The organism is Myxococcus sp. CA023 (assembly GCF_010998615.1).
GTDB lineage: Bacteria > Myxococcota > Myxococcia > Myxococcales > Myxococcaceae > Myxococcus.
Window position 1 is genome coordinate 72,580 of sequence record NZ_JAAEAH010000026.1, and the last position, 25,197, is coordinate 97,776.

Consider the following 25,197-nt stretch of genomic DNA (forward strand, 5'->3'; position numbering starts at 1 on the left):
ACTCGCCCGGAGCACATGTGCGTGGACAGCGCGGCCGGGGACCGCCACAGTCGGTCCGGGCCGCGGGCACCTCCGCTCGCGGCGGCTGCGCGAGAGGAGTGGTGACGCCGTGAGAGACTTGCTGATGATTCCAGGGCCGGTGGAGTTCGAGCCCGAGGTACTCCAGGCGCTGGGCGCTCCCACCCTCAGCCACACGGACCCCGCTTTCATCGCCGTTTTCGGCCGGGCCCTGAAGCGGCTTCGAGAGGTGAGTCTGGCGCCCTCCGCGCAGCCCTTCGTGGTGTCCGGCTCCGGCACGCTGGCCATGGAGCTGGCGGTGGCCAACCTGGTGGAGCCCGGGGACGCGGCCCTGGTGGTGAACACCGGCTATTTCAGCGACCGGATGGCGAAGATTCTCGAGCGCCACGGCGCCCAGGTGACGCACGTGCGCGCCCCGCCGGGAGACGTGCCCTCCCTGGACGAGGTGGAGACGCACCTATCGAAGGGTGGCTTCAAGGTGCTGTCCGTCACCCATGTGGACACGTCCACGGGCGTGCTCGCACCCGCGGAGGCGCTGGTGCGGGCCGCGCGCAAGCACGGCGTGCTGTCGGTGGTGGATGGTGTGTGCGCCACCGCGGCGGAGACCTTCCGCCAGGACGCGTGGGAGGCGGACGTGTACCTCACGGCCAGCCAGAAGGCGGTGGGGGTTCCTCCCGGCCTGGCGCTGCTCACCGTGGGCCCGCGGGCCATGGAGGCCTGGCGCAAGCGCAAGAAGCCGGTGGCCAGCGTCTACGCGGACTTCGCGGAGTGGCTGCCCATCATGGAGGCGTACGAAGCGGGCAAGCCGGCCTACTTCGCCACCCCGCCAGTGAACCTGGTGGCCGCGCTGGACGTGAGCCTCGGGCAGATTCTGGCCGAGGGCATGGACGCCCGCTTCGCCCGGCACCAGCGGATGGCGCGGGCCTTCCGCGCGGCGTGGAAGGCCATGGGCCTGCGCCTGTTGCCCACCTCCGACGCCGTGGCCGCCAACACGCTGAGCGCCGTGTACTACCCGGACGGCGTGGACGCGGCGCTGGTGGGCGGGGTGAAGGGGCAGGGCGTCGTCGTCGCCGGCGGCCTCCACCCAGACCTCAAGACGCGCTACTTCCGCGTGGGCCACATGAACCGCGTGGGGCCCGCGGACGTCCTATCCACGGTGGGAGCCCTGGAGCGCGCGCTCATCGCCGCCGGTCACCGCTCGGAGCCCGGTGCCGCCGTGGCCGCCGCCCAGGCGTCCCTCATCGCGGGCTGAGCCCGGCCTGGGACATCCGCCCCCGTTCGTTGGCTGGCGGATGTTCCTCTCGGCCCGCGGGGCGAACCGGGTTTGATTCGACAGTACCGGAAAAATATGTGACTGTTGGCTTCCCGGAAGTGGGGGGAATTCTGTGAGCCCGGAATCATCCGCGAAGTGAGGTGGCGGTGTGTTCCCCGGGCGCCCTGGAAGGACCCCTCGGGGAGATGACCATGTACGCGGGTTACGAATCGAGCGCGGGTGGTGGCGCGGCCTGGGAGCTGGAGTTGAGGCGTCTGGCGGCCACCGACGAGGACATGGCGCGTGGGATGTTCTTCCAGGGCACGCTGGACGTCGTGGGTTTCCTGGGAGGCGAAGGCGCGGTGGCCCGTTGCAAGGGGGTGGCCGGCATCTGGGAAATCAACCTCCTCCACATGTACCCCATCACCCGGTTCCTCCGGATGTCATCCACGGCGGCGCGGCTGTTGGCCCCGCAGTTGGACGGCTTCGAGGGCGTGCTGCGGCGCATGGGAACGCAGGCCACGGTGGACTTCGTGGCGTCCGACTTCGGACGGGAGTTGATGCGAACGGCCAACTGCAAGCCGCGGCTGTTGTTGCAGTCGCTGGGAGAGGCCTACCTCGCCGCGGTGACCTACGGCGAGCGCTACCCGCTGTGGACGGGGGAGACGAGCGCCCGCTTCATCATGCGGCGTGACTTCATGCCCGCCGCCTACCACGAGGGCGTGCTGCACGGCGTGCTGGAGGCGGTGGGCGCGCGTGAGGTCCGGGTCCAAGGTCGCCAGGTGGGGCTGCTCGACAGCGAGTACGAGCTGTCCTGGAAGTAGGCGTGGCGGCGAGCCCCCGGCGTGCTGGCCGGGGTGTGGAACTCCCTGGCACGGGCGTCGGGCTGGCGACGGTCCAGCGCATCTCTCCTCGTCGGCGGAGGAGGTCGACGTGGCGCGCTGCGATGGCGGCGCGACCAATGGCTACGTGCGCGAGCCGGTGAGCCACACGGAGTTCGTGGAGGCCGCGCGACAGTTGGGCCGGTGTGCCCCTTCCCGGCGCGTGGGCCACATGGGCCGTGTTCAGGTGGCTGACAGAGGGGTCGGAATTTCAGAGGACCAGGTGAAGCACCGCTTCGAACGCTTCGGACGGGCGGTAAGCTCGCGCTCCTACGAGGGGCCTGGGCCGGGCCGCGCGAAGGGGGTGGCGCGCGCTTCATCCTGGATTTGCCGTTGGAGAAGGAGAGGCGTGAGTGAGCCGGCCGTTGCTGGTGGTGGATGACGACGCGGACCTGCGCGAAGCCCTGGAGGAAGTGCTTCGTGACGCGGGCTACACGGTGCTGGGGGCCAGCAATGGCAAGCATGCCCTGGAGGTGCTGGGCGCGGCCACGGAGCTGCCGGGGCTCGTCCTTCTGGACATGATGATGCCCGTCATGGACGGAGGCGGGTTCGCGCGGGCCATGCGCCAGGTGTCCGCCTGGCGGGACATCCCGGTGCTCGTCTTCTCCGCGTCAGCGAATGCGCGCCAGGTGGCGGATGAGATTGGCGCTTGCGGCCACCTGCGCAAACCCGTGGACGTGGAGACACTGCTGGACGCTGTCAGCCGCCATCTGACGGGGTGAGGCAGGCAGGCGGGTCCCGTTTGACGCTCCGCGTTCCCTCCGGTTGACGCCTCGAAATCAGGTTGGTAAGTGCCAGCTTAACACTTCAGGTGGAGGGCCGGATGCACACCAACGCACTCGCGCTGCTGATCTTGCAGCTCATCGTCATCATCGGCTTGTCGCGGCTCATCGGCCGCGGCGCGCGGTGGTTGGGACAGCCGTTGGTCATCGCGGAGGTGGTGGCCGGTATCGTCCTGGGGCCTTCGCTGCTGGGCTGGCTGGCGCCGGACGTCATGAACGGGCTGTTCCCGGCCTCGTCCATGCCGGTGCTGACGATGCTCAGCCAGGTGGGCCTGGTGCTGTTCATGTTCCTCATCGGCCTGGAGCTGGACCCCCAACTGCTCAAGGGCCGGGGACATGCGTCGGTGGCCATCAGCCACTCCAGCATCGTCGTCCCCTTCGCGCTGGGCGCGGGCGCGGGCGCGCTGTGGCTCTACAAGAGCCTGTCGTCGCCAGAGGTGCCGTTCTCCTCGTTCGTGCTCTTCATGGGCGTGGCGATGAGCATCACCGCCTTCCCGGTGTTGGCGCGCATCCTCACCGAGCGAGGCCTGCTCCAGTCGAAGGTGGGCACGGTGGCCATTGCCTGCGCGGCGGTGGATGACGTCACCGCGTGGTGCCTGCTGGCCTTCGTCGTCTCCATCGTCCGCGCGTCCAGCCTGGCGCAGGCGGCGCTCACCACGGTGATGGCGCTGGGCTACATCGCCTTCATGCTGATGGTGGTGAGGCCCTTCCTCGCGCGCCTGGGGGCGCGGGTGGCCAGCCGGGAGGGACTCACCCAGAACGTGGTGGCGGGCACGCTGGTGCTGCTGCTGGCGTCCGCGGGCGTGACGGAGCTCATCGGCATCCACGCGCTCTTCGGTGCCTTCCTCTTCGGCGCGGTGATTCCGAAGGAAGGCCGGCTGGCGGAGACGCTGGCGGAGCGGCTGGAGGACGTGGCGGTGGTGTTGCTGCTGCCCGTCTTCTTCGCCTTCAGCGGCCTGCGCACGCAGATTGGCCTGCTGAACACCGCGGAGGACTGGCTGACGTGCGGCGTCATCATCGTGCTGGCCTGTCTGGGCAAGTTCGGCGGCAGCGCGGTGGCGGCGCGGATGACGGGCCTGCGGTGGCGCGAGGCGAGCGCCATCGGCATCCTGATGAACACGCGCGGGTTGATGGAGCTCATCGTCCTCAACATCGGCCTGGACCTGGGCGTCATCTCACCCCAGCTGTTCACGATGATGGTGCTGATGGCGCTGGTGACGACGTTCATCACCACGCCGCTGCTGAAGTGGATCTACCCGCTCGAGGAGATTGCCCGCGAGCGCGTGGTGGTGCCGCTGCCGGTGGAGCCGGGCCCTCCGCCCTACAGCGTGCTGATGTGCGTGTCGCACGGGCAGGCGGGGCCGGGCATGGCCACCCTGGCGCGCTCGTTGACGGGGCGTGATGAGGGCGCGCAGCTTCACGCGCTGCATCTGGTGTCCCCGGAGCGCGCGCCCCTGCGCCCGGCGCAGCAGCGGGACCCCGAGGAGGACGGCGCGCTGATGCCGCTCTTGTGGCGGGCCGTAAGTCTGGGGCTCTCCGTGCGGCCGTTGTCGTTCGTCTCCGCCGAGCCGGCCCAGGACATCTGCCGCACCGCGAAGGCCCGGCGCGCGGACCTGGTCCTGCTGGGGTGGCACAAGCCGCTCTTCAGCCAGACGATGCTGGGCGGCACGGTGCACGAGGTGATGCAGCAGGCCAGTGGCCCGGTGGCCGTGCTGGTGGACCGGGGCCTGTCGGACATCAAGCGCGTGCTGGTGCCCTTCGCCGGAAGCCGGCATGACCGCGCGGCCCTGGCCCTGGCCCGGCGGCTGAGGAAGCAGGCGGGCGCTGAGGTGACGGTGCTGCATGTGACGTCGGACCTCGGCGGCAACGGCGGAGCCCGGGCGCAGGTGGAGGCGCTGTTCCCGGCGACCGAGGGCGGCGTGACGTTGAAGGTGGTGCGCAGCGACGCGCCGGACGAGGCCGCCTTGGAGGAGGCGCGCCACGGCTATGACCTGGTGATTATCGGCATCGGCGCGCAGTGGGGGCTGGAGGACAAGGCCTTCGGCCTGCAGCGCGAGCGCATCATCCGGGACGCGCCGAGCTCGCTGCTGGTGGTGTCTGACGCGTCTCCCGCCACGGCGGCGGAGCCCACCTCCGAAGCCTCCAACGACGGGGCCACTGCGGCCCGGGTGTTGCCCGCGAGGAGCTGATGCACCTGGGAGCCACCCTCCGACTGTTGCGCACGGATGCGGGCCTGTCGCTGCGGGACCTGGCGCGCCGCATCGGTGTGTCCAGCGCGTACCTCAGCCGGGTGGAGAACGGCGTGGACGCGCCCCCCACGCCCGAGCGCCTGTCGGCGATTGCCCGCGAGCTGCGAGTCCCGTCCTCTCTGCTGATGGACGTGGCCAACCGGATGAGCCCGTCCGTGGCCGCCTACCTGGAAGAGGTGCCGGGCGCGGGGGCCCTCTTCCTGGACATCGCCCAGCGGCGCCTGTCCGGGTTGCAGCTGGCGCGCGTGCGGGACTTCCTGGACGCGGAGTTCCCCGTGGCCCAAGGGCGGCGCGACGCGCCCGTGCCACCGCTGGCGCCGCTGCTGGCGCCAGAGCGCATGGTGTTGCAGCTGTCCTGCGCGGGCTGGGACGACGTGCTGGACGTGGTGGCGGAGCGGCTGGCCTCCTCGCAGCCCGGCGCGGACGTCGCGCGGGTGGTGGGCGGCCTGAAGAGGCACCGGGAGGAGTCCTCGTGCGCGGTGGGCGGCGGGGTAGCGGTGCCACATTCCTTCCTGCCAGGCGCGGTGCCCACCGCGGCCCTGGTGACGCTGGCCACGCCGCTCGCGGGCGACACCCCCGACGGCAAGCCGCTCCGCGTCGTGGTGGCCGTCCTGGACGCCGAGCGGGGCAACCCCCAGTTGGTGCGGCTGGCACATCTGGCGCGGCTGGCGTCCCGTGGGCTGGCGGACCGGTTGTTGGGGCTCAGCCAGCCGGCCCAGGTGCTCTCCAGTCTGGAGGAGCTGGAGGCGCTGCGCTGACTCAGGGGCTCGTGCGGCCCCAGGTCTCCCACGCGCCCAGATCCCGGTAGCCCAGGCGCTGATACAAGGGCTTCGCCTCCGGCGTGGCCTGGAGCACCGCGGCCGTCATCCCCCGGGTCCGTGCCTGGTGGTGCAGCCCGCGTATCACCTGCGCGGCCAGCCCCCGGCCCCGGGCCTCGGGCACTGTGGCCACCATGTAGATGCCCGCGGTGTCGCCCACGTCCCGGGCCATGCCACACGCCAGGGCAACGCCCGCCTCCTTCGCGACCAGCGTGTGCACGGGCAGCCGAGGCGGCTGCAGCCAGACGTCGAGCTGGCCCCCCAACTGGCCCCACGTGCGCTTGTTGATGGCGACCATGTCGTCCTGCGTCTCGGAGACCTCCAGGGGGAGGTCCGGCGGGGCGTCCGGCACGTCCCCCAGCACCATGCCCATGGCATCCATCTGGACCGCGTCGGGGACGAAGCCGGCGTCCTCCAGCACCCGCCGGCCCTCGGTGTCTCCGGGCAGCAGCACCACGCGCCAGCCGGGCAGGTCCAGGCGCAGGTAGAAGTCCGTCAGGGCGGGCAGGGCGTCGCGCAGCGCTCCCGGGTCGTGGAAGAAGGCCTGCTGGGCCCGCGAGTGTTCTGGGTGCCCCGGCAGACAGAAGGCGTCCACGCCTGGCAGGCCCAGGTGCCGCAACGTGCCTCGCTCCCGCTGAAGGTGCTTGAAGGCGATGACGTTCGACAGCAGGCGCGCGGACAGCTCGGCATTCGTCATGGGACTCTGGAGCGTAGGGCACGCTCCGCCCGCCGGAGAACAGACGCAGCGCTCAAAACCGCGCACCGGCGCGCCGGGAGGATTAGGGTGCAGGGGCACCCATGAGCAGCCCGCGCTTCTACGCCTTCGACCCTCGCGCCACCCGCATCGCCCTCTTCGTGGGGGCCTGCGTGCTGGCCGTCCTCACCGCCTGGGCCCTGGCGGATGCCCGCGACGAAGGCGGCGTCCAGGCCATGGCCCGCGCCGGCGTCTCCGCGGGGCTGATGTTGACCTTCCTGGTGTCCTTCCACCGCCTGCGGCCCCGCACGGGCTGGGGCGTCACGGTGGACGCGCGTGGCGTGCGCGTGGCCCGGCCCTTCAGCCAGAAGGAGCTGGACCTGCACTGGGGGCAGATTGACCACGTGCGCCGGATTGGCCGGAAGGGGAGCGTGCTCGCCCTGTTCCTCAAGGAGGAAGGCCGAGTGCTCGTCACCCGGCATCTCTTCGCCCGCAAGGCTGTTTTCGACGAGTTGATTTCGGCGCTGGAGGACCGCCTCCCGCCGCCCCGTTTCGACGCCTGAACACCCCGTTTCCCGGGGCGGCCTCCCAGGCAGGCGGCCAGGCGGATTTCACGAATGTTTACGCAGCCTTGCGAGTCCTCGTTAACCTTGTTCGACGTGCCTTGAAGTGGTACGCACGAACCTGTTGCAAGGCTCCTTTTCCCAAGGACAGCTTCACATGGAAAAGACCCCCGCTACCGGCTCGGCGGTTGCTCCGCCGCCCGTGGAGTATGGGACGGACAGCATTACCAAGCTCGAGGGCCGCGAGGCGGTCCGGAAGCGCCCCGGCATGTACATCGGCGACACGATGGCCTACGGGCTCCACAAGCTCGTGTACGAGGTCGTCGACAACGCGGTGGACGAGTCGCTGGCCGGGCACTGCACCGACATCGAGGTCGTCATCCACGTGGATGGCTCCCTGAGCGTGCAGGACAACGGGCGCGGCATCCCCGTGGGCCCGCACCCCAAGTTCCCCGGCAAGGACACCCTGGAGGTCGTCCTCACGGAGCTGCACGCCGGCAGCAAGTTCGGCAACGGCGCGTACAAGGTCTCCGGCGGCCTCCACGGCGTGGGCGTCACCTGCGTCAACTTCCTCTCGGAGTGGTTCAAGGTCCGCGTCCAGCGCAACGGCACGGTCTACGAGCAGTCCTACGCGCAGGGCATCCCGGACACCCCGCCGCGCGAGGTGGGCACCACCGACAAGCGCGGCACGTACATCGCCTTCAAGCCGGACTCCACGGTGATGGAGTTGGTGGAGTTCAACTTCGAGACGCTCAGCCAGCGTCTGCGGGAGCTGGCCTTCCTCAACGCCGGCCTGCACGTCATCGTCCGCGACGAGCGCACGAACAAGGAGCACGACTTCAAGTTCGACGGCGGCATCTCCTCGTTCGTGGAGTACCTCAACAAGTCGAAGCAGACGCTCCACGACAAGCCCATCGCCTTCAGCACGGAGCGCGAGGGCGTCACGCTCGACATCGCGATGCAGTGGAATGACGGCTACGACGAGCGCATCTACACCTTCGCGAACAACATCAACACCCACGAGGGTGGCAGCCACCTGTCCGGCTTCAAGGCGGCGCTGACGCGCACGCTCAACAGCTACGCGGAGAAGGGCAGCCTCTGGAAGGACCTCAAGGAGACGCCCACCGGCGAGGACGCGCGTGAAGGCCTGTCCGCCGTCATCTCCGTCAAGCTGACCAACCCCCAGTTCGAGGGGCAGACGAAGACGAAGCTGGGCAACAGCGAGGTGAAGGGCCTGGTCGAGCAGATGGTGAACGACCAGCTCGGCTCCTTCCTGGAAGAGACGCCCGTGGTCGCCAAGAAGGTCGTGGCGAAGATTGGCGACGCCTGCCGGGCGCGTCTGGCCGCGCGCAAGGCGCGTGAGACGGTGCGCCGCAAGGGCGTGCTGGACGGCGGCGGGCTCCCCGGAAAGCTGGCGGACTGTCAGAGCCGCGACCCGAACGAGAGCGAGCTCTACATCGTGGAGGGCGACTCCGCAGGTGGCTCCGCGAAGCAGGGCCGGGACCGGCGCAACCAGGCCATCCTTCCGCTGCGCGGCAAGATTCTCAACGTGGAGAAGGCCCGCTTCGAGAAGATGCTCACCAGCGCCGAAATCGTGACGCTGATTACGGCCTTGGGCACGGGCATCGGCGCGGAGGACTACGACCCGGAGAAGGCGCGCTACCACCGCATCATCCTGATGACGGACGCAGACGTGGACGGCAGCCACATCCGCACGCTGCTGCTCACCTTCTTCTTCCGGCAGATGCCGGAGCTCTTGCAGAAGGGCTACCTCTACATCGCGCAGCCGCCGCTCTACAAAGTCACGCGCAACAAGAAGGACCAGTACGTCAAGGACGAGCACGCGCTGAACGAGTACCTGCTCAAGATTGCCTCCGAGCACGCGCGGGTGCTGACGCCCGAGGGCGAGCTGGGCGGCGCGGAGCTGAAGGCGCTGCTGGAGAAGGTGATTACGTACGAGGAGCGCTTGGAGAAGCAGGCCAAGCGCCGGGACGCGCGCGTGGTGGATGCGATGGTGCAGGGCGCGCGGCTGTCGGCGGAGACGCTGACGGACGAGGCCGCCCTGGAGACGGCGGTGAAGGCCGCCTACGACACCTTCGAGCGCCGCATGCCGGACGTGCTGGGCCGCGTGCGCCACGAGATGGTGCAGGACCCCGAGCACCACACCAAGAAGCTGGTGTTCCACACCGACGTGAATGGCGCCATGCGGGAGACGGTGCTCGACCACGCCTTTCTGTCGTCGCCGGAGTACGTGGAGCTGTCGTCGCTGCGCGACGCCTTCGTGGCGCTGGGCAAGCCGCCGTACAAGGTCCGCGTGGACGTGGGGGAAATCACCGTCTTCTCCGTGCAGGAGGTGCTCGCCGCCGTCCGCAAGGACGCGCAGCGCGGCCTGGGGCTGCAGCGCTACAAGGGTCTGGGTGAGATGAACCCGGAGCAGCTCTGGGACACGACGATGAACCCGGCCACGCGCACGCTGCTCCAGGTGCGGGTGGAGGACGCGGTGGAGAGCGACGAAATCTTCTCGCTGCTGATGGGCGAGGCGGTGGAGCCGCGGCGCGAGTTCATCGAGCGCAACGCCCTGGACGTGCAGAACCTGGACATCTGAGTCCGTCCCGAGGAAAGACGCGTGGGCCCGGTGCCCCCTCGGCCCCGCGCCCACGTGCCTTTCCCGTCCTTGTCGAGCCGGGCCTCCGCGCTGCCGGGCCCTCGCTAGCCCTTACGTCAGGAAGCCGGCCCCCTTCGCTGAAGCCGCGGGGCGCCGGTCCACCGTAAGATAGTCACCGTTCCTCCGGCCCAGCCCGGCGTCCTCCGCGGCGCCACGAGTGCTCGCCTCATCTGCTGGCGCCCCAGTGGGTGCGCGGTGGGCTGCCTGTGTGGCTGCTACCGCTCCGAGCGGCGTGAGCCCTTCAGGGCCTCCGCGCGCTCCTTGCCGGACATGGCCGTCACGTCGACGATGTCCACCTCGAAGGCGCCCCGGTTGTCGTCCACCTGCATGTCGGGGAAGGTGCAGTGCAGGTTCTCCGTGCCCGTCAGCTGGTAGCGCTTGCCGGTCTGGAGGATGCGGTGGGTGGCGCGCACGGATTCGGGCGCCGGGCCGCGCTCCATGCACAGCACCTGGCGGACGCGGCCGTTGGGGCCGGAGCGCAGCTCCGCGAAGTCGTCTCGCACGGTGAGCAGGTAGGTGGAGTCCGGGTTGAGGCCGCGCAGCACCATCTGGTGCTCGGGCTTCAGCGGCACCGCGTTCTCCTTCGCGTCGAAGGTGAACGAGCGAGGCGGCACGTAGGCGGACTGGCGGACGTTGACGCGGATGGCGCCGCTGTTGTCGTCCAGTCCGCCGTCATCCAGCGCGAAGACGTGGAGCTTCCGAGCGCCCTTGATGGTGCGCGTTGACGTGCTGAGCAGGCCGAAGCTGCTGTCCACCGGCCCGTCGCCCTCGATGAGGTAGGCCAGCGTGCCGGAGGCGGTGCCCCGGCCCTCGGCCAGTGACGCGCTGCCCTGCGTCCACACTGAGTACGTCGTACCGGGGTTCAGCTCGATGCTGGCGGTGTTGTATTCGGGCAGGGGGACGGCGTTGTACTGAGGGCGCAGCACCAGCACGCGGGTGGGGTAGTCCACCTCGTGCATCGTCCGCTGCGGCGTGTCCTCCTCCACGGGCCCGTCCTGTGCGACCGCCACCTCCGTGCTGGCGCCCGCGTCCTCCTGCGCGCCGGGGCCCCCGTCCTCCGGCGCGGCGCCTTCCGCCACCACCGCGGCGCCCGCGTCCTCTGGCGCCGCCACGGCCACTTCGACTGGCGGGGGAGGGGGCGGCGGGGGCGCGGCGATGGGCTTCAGCTCCGCCGTCAGCGGCTCCACCAGGTTGGACGTGGGCGTGAAGCGCTTCGTCCAGGGCAGGTGGCCGGGCAGCGAGAGGGCCAGCGTGTTGGCCTCGCCAATCTTGACCTCCACCATCATTGGCGTGACGCCCTTGAGCACCTGGTCGTTGAGCCGCACGGTGGCGCCCGCGGGCTTGGAGGCGAGCCACAGCGTGGTGGTGGACACGTAGTCGAACGTGGACTCGCGCGCGATGACGAGCTTGTAGAACACGCCGACGAGGAACAGCGCGGCGGCGGCGTAGATGACGGACATCGTCACGACGCGCGCCTTCTCCTTCCCCTTCGCTACGCGCGCGGCTTCTTCGCGCGCCAGCGTGTCCCGGGCGTCGTCCACGGAGGTGCGGTAGCCCTTGCCAGTCCAGGTGCCCACCGGATGCGCCTCGGTGGTGGGCTCCTTGCTCTTGGCGGCGGGCACTTCGATGGGCGTGTCGCGCGGCGCGGCCTGGGTGGGGGAGGGCTCATCACCCGCGTCGGTGCCGGGCTCTTCGTCCAGCTCCGGGACGGGGGGCCCGGGACGCTCGGAGGTATAGGCCCTGCGGACGCCACCCTCGGAGCGGGGGAGCTGGGACTGGGTCACCCGCCGCACGCCGCTGCTCGTGGGACGGCGCGCTCCCGGGGGGCTCGCAGAGGGGCGACGGCCTCCTTCGCTGCCGGGCCGTCCGCTGTCGCTGCCCGGGCGGCCTCCGTCACTGCCCGGGCGGCTGCGCACGCCGGGGCTGGAGCCCCGCGGGGCGTTGCTGGACGGGGGCCGCGCGCGTCCCTGGGACGACGCTTCGGTGACGCCCGTCTGCCAGGCGGTGAGCTGCTCCTGGAAGGCGGGGGACACCTCCACCCGGCGCCCCTCGGCGGCCAGCTCCTCCGGGAAGAGGTGCGCCATGAGCTGCGACAGCAGGGTGGGGGTGAAGCGCGGGTTGTCGCGGTAGAGCAGCTCCACCAGTGACTCGCTCAAGTCCTTCGCCGTCTGGTAGCGCGCCTCACGGTCCAGCGCCATGGCGTGGGAGATGGCCGTCTCCACGTCCTCGCTGACGGTGGGGTTGAGTGCGGACGGTGGCAGGCGGTCGCCCACGAGGATGCGGGGCAGGACGGTGACGAACTCCCCTTCATAGGGCCGCTTGCCGCACACCATCTCGTAGAGGACGACGCCCGCGGCGTACACGTCGGTGCGCGCGTCCAGGTCCTGCCGGCCCTGTGCCTGCTCCGGGGAGAAGTACGGGTACTTGCCCTTGAGGGTGCCGGGAGACGTCTTCGCCTCCACCGCGCTCGTCACCTTGGCGATGCCGAAGTCGATGACCTTGACCTCGCCCTCATAGGAGATGAGGACGTTGTCCGGGGACACGTCGCGGTGCACCAGGCCCAGCGCCTGCCCGTCCTCACCCACGTGTCGGTGCGCGTAGTCCAGGCCGTCACACAGCTTGCTGGCCACATGGAGCGCCAGCGGCTCCGGGAAGGACGCCATGCCCATCCGCTGGGCGCGGCGCAGCACCTTCGACAAGGGCTGGCCCTGCACCAGCTCCATGGCGATGAAGTACTGCCCGTCCACCTCACCGAAGTCGAAAATCTGCGCGATGTTGCTGTGGCTCATGCTGGCCACCACGCGCGCCTCGCCGATGAACATCTCGACGAAGTCCGCATCGTCGACGAAGTGCGGGAGGATCTGCTTGATGACGCAGGGCTTGGTGACGCCCGCCGCCCCCGTCATCCGCGCGCGGTAGGTGACGGCCATCCCCCCCGCGGCGATCTTCGAGAGGAGGACGTATTTACCGAATTGCTGAGGGCTGTTTTCCGCCACGGGGTAGGAGCATACCTTCCTTCCTGGGAAAGTCCCGGTTCCGGATTGCGCTCTGTGCGAAGTTTTTCAGGGTTACCAAGGTATGAGGCTTCACATTTCTTCACGCGGGGCGCCTGCCGTGGGCCGCCCCGGCGCGGTTATCTAGCGGACCTGCCTGCGCTTGCCGGTGGGCGGGGGCGGCCTGCCCCTCGCTGAGAAAGAGGCGTCGCCGATGGTGTCCGAGCTCCCCCTTCGCTCGCGGTGGGGCGCCGTGTGTCTGAGTGGAGTGCTGCTGTTCTCGACGCCGGGCCTGGCCCGCGGTGGGGACGGGAGCCCGGAGGTCCCGGTGGATGCGCCGCTCCAGGCGCACGTGGGGCTTTCCCAGCAGTCGTTGGCGCAGGTGCCCCTGGAGCGCCCCGATTTCAAGCCGCTGGCGGTGGTGGTGGCGGTGGTGCCGGGGTTGCTCTTCCATGGGCTGGGGCCGCTGGTGGCGGGGGACAGTCACACGGCGAAGCGGCTCTTCGCGTTGGAGGGCGCGGGCCTGGGGCTCATCGCGCTGGGCGGGGTGCCCATTGCCCTCACGGGCGCCTCGCGGCGCACCATTGCTCCGCTGTACGCGGTGACGCTGGCGGGCTTCAGCGTGCTGGGCATCTCCGCGCTGGCCAACCTGTATGCGGTGACGGCGCCGGCGTTCGACGCGGGCGTCGCGCCGCCCCTGCTTCCTCCGCTGGAGTTGGAGGTGGGCTACCAGTATGTGAATGACGCTGCGTTCGACTACCGCCACTTCCTCACGGTGGGGGCGCAGGCCCGCTTCGACTCGCTGCGCCTGCTGGGTGCGGTGCGGGTGGACCCTTCCGAGGGCAACACCCAGGTGCGCCTGGGCGGGGCGTGGCGGCTGTTGGGCGCGCCGGAGCGCGCGCTGTCGGGCACGGATGGCAGCGCGCTGGACGTGGAGGCTTTTGGCCAGTTCCACCGCTACCCCACCGAGGGCTTCGCGCTCATCAGCGGAGAGGTGGCGCTGCGGGGCCGGCTGGCCATGTCGCGCTTCAGCCCGGCCATGGCGGGCTCCTTCGCGGAGGTCAGCGTGGGCACGTCGGCGGAGGCCTATACGTACCCCGGCGCGGTGAGCGACGGGAATCTGCACGAGCAACTGCTCTTCACCTTTGGCTACGGCGTGTGGCTGGGCCGGGGTGGGCCGTTCCGGGGCGAGGCGATGCTCTATTACGACCACCGCAAGGACTCGTTCGCGGGCGGCATCCGCTCGCGCGGCGGCGGAATCGTAGGCGCCTTTGGCCTGAAGGGCCGGGCGCTGCTGACGGATGACTGGGGTGTCGCCGCCGAGGTGCAAGGGGGTGGCGCGCTCGTGGGCCGGCTGTCGTTGATTCGTGCCCTGGGAGGTGAGCGGTGATGCGCGTGGGAGTGATGGCGGCACTGGTGGTTGCGGGGTGCGGCATGCGGCCCGCGGAGAACCGCGCGATTGCGGATTCCAAAGTGGGCCAGGCGCAGCAGGGCGGGGTGACGCTGTCGGTGGCGGACGGGCTGGCGACGGTGCGCGCATTGGCGCCGGGCACGCTGGTGCTGTGGGGCAACGCGCCGGCCTTCACCGCCCGCATCGACATGGGCGCCCAGGCGCCGTCCGACTGGCTGGTGACGGTGCGCAACGCGATGCCGGACGCGGTGCTGGTGGCCGAGGAGGAAGGGGGCGCGCCGCTGGCGCAGGAAGCGCTTCCGCAGGCGCTGCCCACCGTGAAGGTGTGGCGCGTGGCGCTGCGCGCGGGGACGACGGCGCGGCTGTCCGTGGCGCCGCCGGATTCTGAATCGCGCGAGCCCTTCCGCTTCCTCGCGCTGGCGGACGTGCAGGAGGCCCTGCCGCGCGTCGGCGATATCTACGCGCGCATGCGGCGGGACGACGCGGCGCGCTTCATCCTCTTCGCGGGCGACCTCACGGAGTCAGGCACGCGCGATGAGTTGACGGAGTTCCAGGAGCGGCTGGAGGCGGGCTCGCGCATTCCGCTGTACGCCACCCTGGGCAACCACGAGACGTTCACCCGTGACGCGGCCGAGTACCACGCGCTGGTGGGGCGCGGCAGCCAGAGCTTCGTCTTCAAGGGCGTGCGCTTCTCGGTGGTGGACTCGAGCAACGGCACGTTGGACCCCGGCGTGGAGGAGCAATTGGAGGGGTGGCTGGCGGACTCGCGGGACGGCACGCACGTGGTGGCCATGCACGTGCCACCGCAGGACCCGGTGGGCCTGCGCGGCGGCGGCTTCGCCAACCGGGGCGAGGCCGCGGGCCTGGTGGGGAAGATGGCGCGCGCGGGCGTGGACCTCACGCTCTACGGGCACATCCACTCCTACTATTCGTTCGCCAACGCGGGCATTCCCGCCTTCATCTCCGGCGGCGGCGGCGCCATTCCGGAGACATTCGACGGGGTGGGCCGGCACTACCTGTCCGTGGATGTGAGCGCGGACAACGGCTTGCAGCAGGCGGCGCTGGTGCGCGTGGATTGATCCGCAGGGGTGCTGTTTTAGCCTACCCTCTTGATCTGACACTGAACATCTGGGCAGATAGGGGCCACCTTCCCGCAAGGAGCCAGGAGGCCCGCGCATGTTCGACTCGAACGAGAACGACCCCATTTCCCCGGCGCTGCGTGCGCTGCTCGAGCTGTTCACCACGGAGCTGGCGGAGGTCCGCTTCCCGGACATGAACGGCGAGGTGCTGGACGCCGCGGCCGAACAGGTGCGGGAGCAGGCGGAGGCCGTGGCGCGCGCGCAGGCGGCGCTGGAGGCCGCGCGGCAGGCGCTGCACGAAAGCCAGGAGGCGCTGCTCCAGAAGGGCCAGCGGGCGCTGGCGTACGCGCGAGTCTTCTCCGAGGAGAACGTGGAGCTGAGCGCGCGGCTGGATGGCATCCATCTGCCGCGTGCGGCGCGCAAGGGCACCCGGGCTGACGGCGGGGCGGCGGACCCCGCGAGCGCGGCGCAGGGCAACGATGAGAACGCGCCCCGCCGCCGGGGCCGTCCTCCCAAGGCCCGCGCCGCCGCGGGTGCGTCCCTGTTCGCGGATGGGTCCTCGCCGGAGGCGCTCGCCGCCGCGGCGCACCACACCGGCAACGGCATGTTGTCCGAGGCCTGAGCGGGCCGCGGATAAACGAAGCCGCCCGGTGTGTCGCGGCCACCGGACGGCCTCGCGAGGACTGGCGCATCAGTTGGGCAGGAACACCGCCCGGACGCAGCCGTCCTGCTTCTTCTTGAAGAGCTCGTACCCCTTCGGCGCGTCCTCCAGGGAGAACCGGTGGGTGGCGAGGAAGGACGGGTCCAGCTCGCCCTTCACCACGTGCTCCAGCAGGCGCGGCAGGTACTTCTGTCCGTGCTGCTGGGCGGAGCGGACCGTGAGGCCCTTGTTCATGATGGCGCCCATGGGGAACGCGTCCATGAAGCCGTAGACGCCCACCACGGACAGGATGCCGCCCTTGCGGCACGCGAGGATGGCCTGCCGCAGCGCCTGCCCCCGGTCCGTTTGGAGACGCATCGCCTGTTTCGCGCGGTCATACGCGGCGCCCACGCCCGTGCCGTGGGCCTCCATGCCCACCGCGTCGATGCAGGCGTCGGGGCCTCGGCCGCCGGTGAGTTCCTTCAGCACGTCGAGGACGCTGTCCACCTCTTCGTAGCTGATGGTCTCCGCGCCCACCTTCTCCCGCGCCAGCTTCAGTCTTTCGGGGAAGCGGTCGATTCCAATCACCCGCTCGGCGCCGAGGAGGAACGCGGCCTTCTGCGCCATCAGCCCCACGCCGCCGCAGCCCCACACGGCCACCGTCTGGCCGGGTTGGATGTCGCAGAAGTCCGCGCCCATGTAGCCGGTGGGCACGGCGTCGGAGAGGAACAGCGCCTGTTCATCCGTCACGCCTTCGGGCACTTGGAAGCAGTCGTTGTCCGCGTGAGGGACGCGGACGAACTGCGCATGCGCGCCCGCGTAGCCGCCGAAGGTGTGGGTGTATCCGTAGATGCCCGCGGTCTGGTAGCCGAACAGGGGTTCCTGCAATTCGCCCTTGGGATTGGTGTTGTCGCAGAGGGACCAGAGGTCGTGCTGGCAGTACCAGCAGCTGCCGCAGCCGATGAAGGACGGGACGACGACGCGGTCACCCACCTGGACCTTCTTCACCGCGGGGCCCTTCTCCACGACGGTGCCCATGAACTCGTGGCCGATGACGTCTCCCTTGCGCATCGTCGGGATGTAGCCGTCGATGAAGTGGAGGTCGGAGCCGCAGGTGGTGGACATTCTCACCTGGAGGATGACGTCGTGCGGGTTGACGATGCGAGGGTCCCCCACCGTCTCCACGCCCAGGTCGTTGATGCCGTTCCAGCAGAGTGCGCGCATGGGCAGGTTCCTCAGGAGGAGTAGCCGCCCTCGCGAGCGGCGGGGTTGGGCCGGGTGGTGGGAATCTCGCCCGTCTCGACGAGGCTCTTGAATCGCTTGAGGGCCTTGAGCGCGAGCGCGGCGGGCACGGCGCCGAGCAGCTGCACGGCCTTCTCGCCCACGACGCCGCCCGGCGGGTCGAAGACGAAGCGGAGCGTCACCGCCGTGCCCCAGTCCCGCGGCGCGGGGCGGAAGCGCACCCAGCCTTCGTTGGGCAGGGCCGTGTCCCCCACGGAGCGCCAGCTCAGCAGCTCACCGGGATGCTCCTCCACCACCTCCGCGTTCCATTCGAGGTCCGCGCCGAGCACGCCCGGCACCTTCCAGTGCTGCAGGCTCTCGCCGGAGGACGTGACGTCGGCGAAGTGTCCCATCACCTGGTTGAGCGTCTCCGCGTCGCACCAGCGGCGATACAGCGCCTCCGGCGTGCCTTGGATGGTGATGGAGCGCTGGAGCACCGTCAGTTCGACGGTGGCGTCCCGGCCACGTTGACGGCGGAGCTTCCGGACGACGACGCCGTGCTTGTGGACGTGGGGTTCCTGCTCGGTCCGGGTGCCGCGGAAGAGCAGGCCGCCGCCGGCCAGGGCCATGGCCACGCCGCCCAGCTTGCCTCGCCGGAGGCCCAGCGTGAGCAGGGCGCCGCCCGCGAGCGCGGAGACAAGCTGGGGAAGTCGCTCCTCCGAGGTGCGCTGGATGCCGCGGTCAGGCCGTCCCCACCTCTGGCTTCCGAGGCGTCCGCCACGTGGAGACACAGCGGGAAAGCGGGCTCCTGGCTGCTGAATCGTGTCACGCATGGCGGTGGCTCCTCCTGGGCAGGCAGGAGTCGAGCCCGCCACCGGAAACGTTGGGGGAGCCACCGGGGATGACAACCCCGTGGGCGCGTGCCGCGCGGGGTGAGGGGCCCAGGGCCGCCAGCAGGCTCCGGGCCCTGCAAAGGCCACGGCCCGGCCGGGTGCCGTCGCCGGAGCCCCCCTCCGCGCGCTGCACTCGACCGGGCCATGGGACCGGGCTCCCCACCCGCGTTCGGTGGAGGGGCCCGGCTCAGCTCTGCGGGGGAACGTCAGTCCTGCGGGAAGGCCGTCCAGCCGGCCAGCCAGTTGGTGGTGCCCACCGCGCCGACGAAGCGCGCGGAGGTGTCGAAGCCCGCCGGCGGCGTGGCGGCGGAGTCCGGGTTGAGCGCGGGCGAGCCGGCCACCGGCATGAAGTTCGGCGCCGTCAGGTTGGTCGCGTCGGTGAGCTGCGGATCCACCAGGCGGTTGTTCAGCGCGGAGGCGAGCACGCGCTCGGGCTCGTTGAAGTTGGACACGTCCGGGTTGGTGATGTTGCCGCCCGCATCCACGGTCGGGTTCGGCGCCGCGGGGATGGAGACGTTGTCGCCGCGGTTGTTCCAGAAGAACGTGTTGCGCAGGTACAGCTCCGGCGTGGCGGCGTTCCACAGGGCCGCGGAGGCCGTGCCGCTCACGTCCACCGCCAGGTCGGCGAAGTGGGCCACGATGACGTTGTTCAACTTCCCGCCCGCGCCGGTGTTGAACACCATGCCCGACTGCGCGGGGCTGGTGCCCGCCAGACGGCCGGAGCCGATGAAGGTCGCGTTCCAGATTTCCGGTGCGGACCGCGGCGTGGCCGCGTTGTCGTTCTTGTTGCCGGAGGCCTCGATGCCGAAGTTGCCCACCACCGCGTTCTGCTGCGCGATGAAGAACTGAATCTTCCCGTTGTAGCCCAGGTCGTAGTCCAGCGAGTCATCGTCCGCCTGGGTGACGACGGCGTGCTTCAGGTTGGCCGAGCCGCCGAAGAACTCCACGCCATCATCCGCGCCCATGTGGACCTGGATGTAGTCCAGGTCGGTGTCCGAGCCGCAGCCGGCCACGGTGAGGCCGTTGAGCTCGTTGTCCTCGGACAGCTCGAAGCCGGCGAACTCGATGCGCGCGTAGTTCAGCTTGCCGCAGTCGTGCGCGTCGTTCGGGTTGGCGCCGCCACCGTACTGGGTCAGCGGGTTGTTGCCGGAGGCGAAGAAGCCCTCCACCGTGTTCTCGCCGCCCGCCACGTTGATGCGGCCCTTGCCGAGCAGCACCACGCCGCCCCAGTTACCGGGCTCGCGGCTGCCCGCGGGCCGCGAGCTGGTGAAGACGATGGGGGCCTGCGCCGTGCCCACCGCGTGAATCTTCGCGTTGCGGGTGATGATGAGCGCGCTGCCCTGGTCGCCCAGGATGCGGGTACCCGGCTCGATGGTGAGCGTGCCGCTCTCCACGAAGATGTAGTTCTTCAGCGTGTACGTGACGCCCGCCTTCCAGGTGGTGTCCTGGGTGATGTTGGCGGACACGTTCTCGGTGGTGTCCGTCGGCGGCGGGTTGGGGTTGTTGGGCGTGTTGTCGTCGCCGCAGGCAGGCGTCAGGGAGAGGGCGGAGAGCGTCAGGAGGGAGGCAAAGAGGCGCTTCATGGGTGAGCTTCCTTCTGCGGGTTAGAGGGACCAGCCCAGCGACGCGCTGAAGGCGACGCCGGGTTTGTACGTCTGCACGTCCACCGACTCCTGGCGGAGGGTGACGCTCGAGTTGAGGAGGTTGGCCGCGGTGAGCTTGAGCTGCGCCGAGCCGAGCTGCTGGGTCAGCGAGATGTCCACGCGGTGGAAGGGCACTTCGTAGATGTCCGGCAGGCCCTGGACGCCCACTTCGCTGATGCGGCGGCCGTACACGTTGTAGAGGACGGTCAGCTCGGTGCCGCTTTCGGGGCGCGAGTAGCCGACGTTGAGGTTGATGACGTACGGGGACTGGCCCTGGAGGGGACGGTTCCGGTTCGTCTGCGCGCCCACCACGTTGGGGTCACCCAGGTCCACGTCGGACTGGATGAGCGTGAGGTTGGCGCCCACGCGCACGGCCTTCAGCGTCTCCGTGAGGCGGGCGAGCGACGCGCGCGCCTCCAGCTCCAGGCCGTAGGTGTTGGCACCCGCGGCGTTCTCGAAGCTGAGGTCCCCCGACTCGGGGTTGCGGATGACGCGCTCGATGGGGTCCTGGAAGCGCTTGTAGAAGGCGCTGGCGGCCAGGACTTCGTTCTCACCCGCGAACCACTCGACGCGCGCGTCGATGTTGTGGATGCGCGTCTGGAGCAGGTCCGGGTTGCCGGACACGTTCCGGCGGCGCACGAAGTCGAAGTAGATGAACGGCGCCAGCTCGCGGAAGGTGGGCCGCGCCAGCGTGTAGCTGTAGCCGGCGCGCACATTCACGGTGGGCGTCAGCGCGTAGATGGCGTTGAAGGCCGGCAGCAGGTTCATGTACTCGGAGCGGTTCTCCGTGCCGGAGGCGCCGGTGAACGGGTCCTTCAGCGTGAGCTGCTGGGTGGAGGACTCCACGCGCAGGCCGCCCACCAGGCGGAGGGCGTCCGTCGGCTGGACGTCCGCGGACGCATAGCCGGCGAAGATGCCCAGGTACGCGTCATAGGCATCGTCCGGCCGGGTGTTCTCGCGCACGCGGATGCCGGTGCCCAGGTTCTCCGGGGCGAAGAGCTGCTCGGGGGGGAGCGTGCGGTCCACCGGCGTGGTGCCCAGCAGGTAGCGGAAGCGGCGCGCACCGAAGTCACGGAAGGACACCTGGGTGAGCCCGCCCACCTTCAGCCGGACGGCGGAGAGGGGAACGGTGACGTTGACGCTGCCGCCCGTGGACGTCTCGCCCAGCTCGGCGAAGAAGCGCTCGCCGCTGTTGGGCTGGTTGGGGAAGGTGGGCGTGCCCGACGGCGCGGAGAGGTTGTCGCTGTAGAGGGTGTCGCGGGTGTCGGGCTCGTCGCGGTCCACGCGGGACAGGTTGGCCTGCCAATCCAGCTCCGCGTCCCCCAGCAGCCCCAGGCGGTGGAAGCCTCGGAGCTGGTTGAAGAAGAGCTGTCGGCTGACGAACTGCAGGCGCGTGCTCTCATAGCTCTCACCGCGGACGATGTTGCTGCCACGCGCGGTGAACGTGCGGGTGTCGGTGCCGCGGGTGTAGAGGCCGAACCAGGTCAGCTCGTTGTCGCGGTCCAGCTGGAAGCCGACGCTGCCCAGGCCGCTGAGGCTGGCCGTCTCGAAGCCCTGCGTGCTGCGGGCCGCGTCGCGGGCGTTGAGCGCGCCCGTCTCGTCGCGGTCGGTACGGGCGAAGGTGCCCTCCTGCACGCCGTCGCGGTGTCCGTAGTTGGCGCTGGCCAGGTAGCCCAGCCGGCTGTTGCCGAAGCGCAGGGTGTCGCCCATGGACACGCCCAGGCCCATGTTGGGCAGCGCGGTGGTGCGGCGCGCCTGCCAGATGTTGGGGAAGCTGCGGTACTGCTGCTCCAGCACGTCGCTGGACTCACCCGACATCCCCAGGCCGCTGTCGCGCGGAATCGCGTTGGGGAGCTGGCGGCTCCCGCTGGGGAAACCCAGGTTCTCACCGAAGCCGCCCTGGGCCTGGCTGTTGCGCTCGCGGAACGTCGTCTCGGAGTCGCCGGCCAGGCTGATGCGCGGCTTGAGCTCGAACTCGCTCGGGTAGGAGTTGGTTTCGATGAGCAGCGTGCCGCCGGCGAAGGTGCCGGGGAGGTCCGGTGTGTAGCTCTTCACCACGTTGAGGTTGGCGAGCAGGCTGGTGGGGAAGATGTCCAGCGGGACGCTGGGCTCGTCCGGCTCGGTGCTGGGCAGCAGCGCGCCGTTGAGCAGCGTGGTGCTGTAGCGGCCACCCAGGCCGCGCAGCAGCACGTAGCGGCCGTCCACCACCGTGGCGCTCACCACGCGCTTCACCGCGTCGGAGGCGCTGGAGTCTGGCGTGCGCGCGATTTCCTGCGCGCTGATGGCGTCCGACACGGCGGCGGCCTTCTTGCGCTCCTGGAGCAGCGCGCCCTCGGCCCGGCGGTCCGCGCGGGCCTCGACGACGACTTCCTGCACCGCGCCTTCGTCCGCGCCGAGCGCGACGTCCAGCTTCGTCGCCTTGCCCTTCGTCACCACGACGCCGGTGATGCGGCGGCCCTGGTACACGTCATAGAAGACGCGCAGGTCGTACTTCCCGGGCGGCAGCGCGACCCGGTAGAAGCCATCCAGGTCGGTGAGCACCTGTTTCTGGGCGCCCGTGACGACCTTCACGGTGGCCTCGATGAGGCCCTCGCCGTTGGCTTCGTCCGTCACGCGGCCGTAGATGCCGGTGAAGCCCGGGGGCGGTACGGCGGACTCGGCCAGCATCGCCTCGTCGTCGCTCATGCCCTCCATGGGTTCATCGGCCGGCGCCGCGGGCTGCTGCGCGGTGGGGTCGGCTTCGGTGCCGGGTTGCTGCGCGGTGGGGTCGGCTTCGGTGCCGGGCTGCGCGGCCGTCGGCGGCGTCACGGTCCCAGGCTGCTGCGCGGTCGGCGCAGGCTCCGTGCCTGGCTGCTGCGTGGAAGGATCATCCGCGGTGGGCGGAGCGGCAATTTCAGACGGCTGCGTCGCGGTGTCAGTCGGCTGCGACGGTTGGGTTTCCTCGGATGGGGGAAGAGGTTGCGTGACGGGGTCGACCGAGGGAGCGGGAGCCGAGCCCGGAACGCCGGGCGCCTGTGCGAACACGGGCGTAGCTGTCATGACAAGCGCAGCCAGAATGGCGCGCAAGGGGGCAGTGCGAGACAACACGACACTCCTTGCCGAGGTGCGCGTAGAGAACGCGACACGCATGGCATCTGGATGAAGGGGCTGTGACGATTCAGGCGGCGGACCGCAAACTTGGTGTCACGGTCCGCCGCGGCACTGCATCAATCCGCGAGCTTGTCCGGCAGCACGCCGACAGTGATGTCCCCGCCTCGCGCGAGGTCCAGCACGTCCATGGCGGCGCCGTACGGCACATCATCACTGGCGTCGAAGAACACAATCTTGTCCGGGCGCGCGTTGAGCATGCGCTGGAGCCGGGCCACGACCTGGTCGCGGGGCACTTCTTCCCGGTTGATTCGCAGCACGCCGGACTTGTCCACCGTGAGGACCACCGGTGGCTTTGCATCAGAAGGAGGCGGAGGGGCCTCCTGGTCATCGCCCTTGGCGGGCACTGTCATCCACATCTGCTTCGTCATCAGCGGGGTGACGACCATGAAGATGATGAGGAGGACGAGCACCACGTCCACCAGGGGCGTCACGTTCATCGCCGGGCGGATGCTGCCCTTTCCGCCTCCGAGGTCGAATGCCATGGCGTGCGCTCCTAGTTCTTCTGCTTGTCGACGACCTGCAGGTTGATGCCGGGGAATCCCAGCTCCTGCATCGCCTTGAAGAGGCCGCGCACCTCGGAGTAGCGCACGCCCCGGTCGGCTTTGAGCACCACGGGCGAGTCCGGGTCCTTCGCGCGCACGGCCTTCAGCTCGGCCATGAGCGCGTCGCGCTTGAGCTCCTTGCGGTCCAGGAAGAAGGCCCCGGTCGCGGACAGGCTCACCGTGGTGGGGGTCAGCTCCTTGTTCTCCTTGTCCGGGTTCGTCGCCGTGGGCAGCTCCACCGCGGCGCCGGACTCAATCTGGGGCGTGACGACCATGAAGATGATGAGGAGGACGAGCACGACGTCCACCAAGGGCGTCACGTTCATCTCCGGCGTCAGGCTCCTACGCGGGGTGGACATCGCGGGACTCCTTGCGAGCAGCCAGCTCCGGGCCCGTGGCCACCGCGGCGCCGTTGGTGGCCACGGGCTTTTGCGGCCCCAGGTCCTCCAGGTAGTCCATGAACTCGCTCCGCGCGGCGTCCAGGGAGAGCTGGAGCGAATCCGCGCGGGTGGAGAGGAAGTTGAACATCAGCACCGCGGGGATGGCGACGAGCAGACCCAGCGCCGTGACGACGAGCGCCTCGGCGATACCGGCGGACACCGCGCCCAGGCCGCCGGAGCCCTCCTTGGCGATGCCGGAGAAGGCCTCGATGATGCCCACCACCGTGCCGAGCAGACCGACGAAGGGCGCCACCGAGCCGACGGTGGCGAGCACGGACATGCCGCGGCGCACGTCGGCGCTGACGCGCTCGTTGATGCGGACCAGCTCACGGCGCGTGAGCTCCACCGGGCCCAGCTTGCCGGCCGGCACGCGGGACTTCGCGAGGAAGTGCTTCATGCCACCGCCCAGCAGCATGGCCAGGTGGCTGCCCTTGGTGGCCTCCGCCTCCTTCACCAGCGCCTCGTGCTGGTGCTGGGTGAGGAGCGGACCGGCGCGGGACGCGAATTGCTTGGAGATGGAGCGCGAGCGGAAGAAGACGAAGAGGCGTTCGAAGAACACCGCGAGGGACGCGACGGCGAAGAGGATGAGGGTCCACGCGATGCCCAGCGCGAACACACCCATGTGGTTGTAGATGTCCCTGAGATTGAAATTCATGACGGGTTGCTCCTGGGGGGCAGGTGCGGGTGAGGCCTTTTCGGCTTACGACTTGAGACGGAACGGAACCTTGAAGATGCGGAACACCGCGGTGGGCTGACCGCCGACGACGGCGGGCTTGAAGCGCCACGTCTTCGCGGCGGCCATGGCCGCGCTGGCGAAGGGCTCGTCGCCGCGCATCACCTTCAGCTGGCTGACGCGGCCATCCACGCCCACCACGCCCTTGAGGATGACCATGCCTTCCAGGCCCTTGGAGCGGGCCTCGGAGGGGTATTCCGGCGTGAGGTTGGAGGACAGGGGCTCCGGCGGCGTGCCGGACTCCGGGAGATTGATGGGCGCGACGCGACCGCCACCACCGGCGAGCGTGTCACCGCCGGGGACGCCGCCCACCACACCGCCGGGAACGAGCGCGCCGGTGCCGCCCACGGCGATGGGCGCGGCGGCCACCGTCTCCGTCGCGGCCTCGGGCGGCTTCTCCAGCGGCACTTCCTTGGGAACGACGATGGGCGCGGGCGCCACGGTGGGCGCGGCCGGCGGAGGCGCCTTCGCGGCGGCGGGCGGCGCGGCCTTGGGCGCCAGCTTCGGCTTGGGAGGAGGAGGGGGCGGAG

20 protein-coding genes are annotated in these 25,197 nt (G+C 70.1%); 10 read left to right on the forward strand and 10 right to left on the reverse strand.

Features of this window, described 5'->3' with window-relative positions; genetic code table 11:
• Positions 1–109 precede the first annotated feature (109 nt).
• The 5 genes from F8M74_RS13875 to F8M74_RS13895 all read left to right on the forward strand — a co-directional run bounded on the left by F8M74_RS13875 (position 110) and on the right by F8M74_RS13895 (position 5,940).
• The gene (locus F8M74_RS13875) at positions 110–1,270 is read left to right on the forward strand and encodes an alanine--glyoxylate aminotransferase family protein (RefSeq protein WP_141255976.1); all 1,161 of its coding nucleotides are present in this window, start codon (positions 110–112) and stop codon (positions 1,268–1,270) included.
• A gap of 212 nt (positions 1,271–1,482) precedes the next feature.
• On the forward strand, positions 1,483–2,094 hold the full coding sequence (locus tag F8M74_RS13880) for a DUF2378 family protein (protein WP_171410290.1): 612 nt from the start codon (positions 1,483–1,485) through the stop codon (positions 2,092–2,094).
• A 410-nt stretch (positions 2,095–2,504) separates the two neighbouring features.
• A complete protein-coding gene (locus tag F8M74_RS13885; protein WP_140860000.1) occupies positions 2,505–2,873 on the forward strand; it encodes a response regulator in 369 nt (122 codons plus the stop codon).
• A 101-nt stretch (positions 2,874–2,974) separates the two neighbouring features.
• Positions 2,975–5,122: a cation:proton antiporter gene (locus F8M74_RS13890; RefSeq protein ID WP_141255972.1), complete on the forward strand. Its 2,148-nt coding sequence runs from the start codon at positions 2,975–2,977 to the stop codon at positions 5,120–5,122.
• Positions 5,122–5,940, forward strand: coding sequence for a helix-turn-helix domain-containing protein (locus F8M74_RS13895; protein WP_141255970.1), 819 nt, complete (start codon positions 5,122–5,124; stop codon positions 5,938–5,940). The genes F8M74_RS13890 and F8M74_RS13895 overlap by 1 nt, the downstream gene beginning before the upstream one ends.
• A 1-nt stretch (position 5,941) precedes the next feature.
• On the opposite strand, the gene F8M74_RS13900 is transcribed toward F8M74_RS13895, so the two are convergent.
• The gene (locus F8M74_RS13900; RefSeq protein WP_228559287.1) at positions 5,942–6,697 is read right to left on the reverse strand and encodes a GNAT family N-acetyltransferase; all 756 of its coding nucleotides are present in this window, start codon (positions 6,695–6,697) and stop codon (positions 5,942–5,944) included.
• 101 nt (positions 6,698–6,798) lie between these two features.
• Between F8M74_RS13900 and F8M74_RS13905 the strand changes: the two genes are divergently transcribed.
• The gene (locus tag F8M74_RS13905) at positions 6,799–7,257 is read left to right on the forward strand and encodes a hypothetical protein (protein WP_141255966.1); all 459 of its coding nucleotides are present in this window, start codon (positions 6,799–6,801) and stop codon (positions 7,255–7,257) included.
• A 157-nt stretch (positions 7,258–7,414) separates the two neighbouring features.
• Positions 7,415–9,862 (forward strand): DNA topoisomerase (ATP-hydrolyzing) subunit B, encoded by a 2,448-nt coding sequence (gyrB, locus tag F8M74_RS13910; protein ID WP_141255964.1) that lies wholly within the window; start codon positions 7,415–7,417, stop codon positions 9,860–9,862.
• A gap of 275 nt (positions 9,863–10,137) precedes the next feature.
• On the opposite strand, the gene F8M74_RS13915 is transcribed toward gyrB, so the two are convergent.
• Complete coding sequence (locus F8M74_RS13915; RefSeq protein WP_141279597.1) at positions 10,138–12,918, reverse strand: serine/threonine-protein kinase; 2,781 nt, start codon at positions 12,916–12,918, stop codon at positions 10,138–10,140.
• A 160-nt stretch (positions 12,919–13,078) separates the two neighbouring features.
• Between F8M74_RS13915 and F8M74_RS13920 the strand changes: the two genes are divergently transcribed.
• The 3 genes from F8M74_RS13920 to F8M74_RS13930 all read left to right on the forward strand — a co-directional run bounded on the left by F8M74_RS13920 (position 13,079) and on the right by F8M74_RS13930 (position 16,027).
• On the forward strand, positions 13,079–14,305 hold the full coding sequence (locus F8M74_RS13920; protein ID WP_141254597.1) for a hypothetical protein: 1,227 nt from the start codon (positions 13,079–13,081) through the stop codon (positions 14,303–14,305).
• Positions 14,302–15,405, forward strand: coding sequence for a metallophosphoesterase (locus F8M74_RS13925; protein WP_141254596.1), 1,104 nt, complete (start codon positions 14,302–14,304; stop codon positions 15,403–15,405). Before F8M74_RS13920 ends, F8M74_RS13925 begins: the two co-directional genes overlap by 4 nt.
• Before the next feature lie 97 nt (positions 15,406–15,502).
• On the forward strand, positions 15,503–16,027 hold the full coding sequence (locus F8M74_RS13930) for a hypothetical protein (protein ID WP_141254595.1): 525 nt from the start codon (positions 15,503–15,505) through the stop codon (positions 16,025–16,027).
• Positions 16,028–16,096: 69 nt separating this feature from the next.
• Here F8M74_RS13930 and F8M74_RS13935 read toward each other — a convergent pair whose 3' ends face one another.
• The 8 genes from F8M74_RS13935 to F8M74_RS13970 form a co-directional block, all read right to left on the reverse strand.
• Positions 16,097–17,269 (reverse strand): zinc-dependent alcohol dehydrogenase, encoded by a 1,173-nt coding sequence (locus F8M74_RS13935; RefSeq protein WP_141254594.1) that lies wholly within the window; start codon positions 17,267–17,269, stop codon positions 16,097–16,099.
• Between the two features lie 11 nt (positions 17,270–17,280).
• Positions 17,281–18,099 carry an SRPBCC family protein gene (locus F8M74_RS13940; RefSeq protein ID WP_141254593.1) on the reverse strand — a complete coding sequence of 273 codons (819 nt, stop codon included), beginning with the start codon at positions 18,097–18,099 and terminating at the stop codon, positions 17,281–17,283.
• Positions 18,100–18,365: 266 nt separating this feature from the next.
• Entirely contained in the window at positions 18,366–19,742 is a 1,377-nt protein-coding gene (locus tag F8M74_RS13945; protein WP_141254592.1) for a hypothetical protein, read from the reverse strand.
• A gap of 21 nt (positions 19,743–19,763) precedes the next feature.
• A complete protein-coding gene (locus tag F8M74_RS13950) occupies positions 19,764–22,931 on the reverse strand; it encodes a TonB-dependent receptor (protein ID WP_141254591.1) in 3,168 nt (1,055 codons plus the stop codon).
• Positions 22,932–23,008: 77 nt separating this feature from the next.
• Positions 23,009–23,434, reverse strand: coding sequence for a biopolymer transporter ExbD (locus tag F8M74_RS13955; protein WP_141254590.1), 426 nt, complete (start codon positions 23,432–23,434; stop codon positions 23,009–23,011).
• Positions 23,435–23,445: 11 nt separating this feature from the next.
• Positions 23,446–23,853, reverse strand: coding sequence for a biopolymer transporter ExbD (locus tag F8M74_RS13960; RefSeq protein ID WP_011550419.1), 408 nt, complete (start codon positions 23,851–23,853; stop codon positions 23,446–23,448).
• On the reverse strand, positions 23,837–24,589 hold the full coding sequence (locus F8M74_RS13965; RefSeq protein WP_011550420.1) for a MotA/TolQ/ExbB proton channel family protein: 753 nt from the start codon (positions 24,587–24,589) through the stop codon (positions 23,837–23,839). Before F8M74_RS13965 ends, F8M74_RS13960 begins: the two co-directional genes overlap by 17 nt.
• Positions 24,590–24,634: 45 nt before the next feature.
• A partial coding sequence (locus tag F8M74_RS13970) for an energy transducer TonB (protein WP_141607739.1) occupies positions 24,635–25,197 on the reverse strand: 563 nt, incomplete at its 5' end.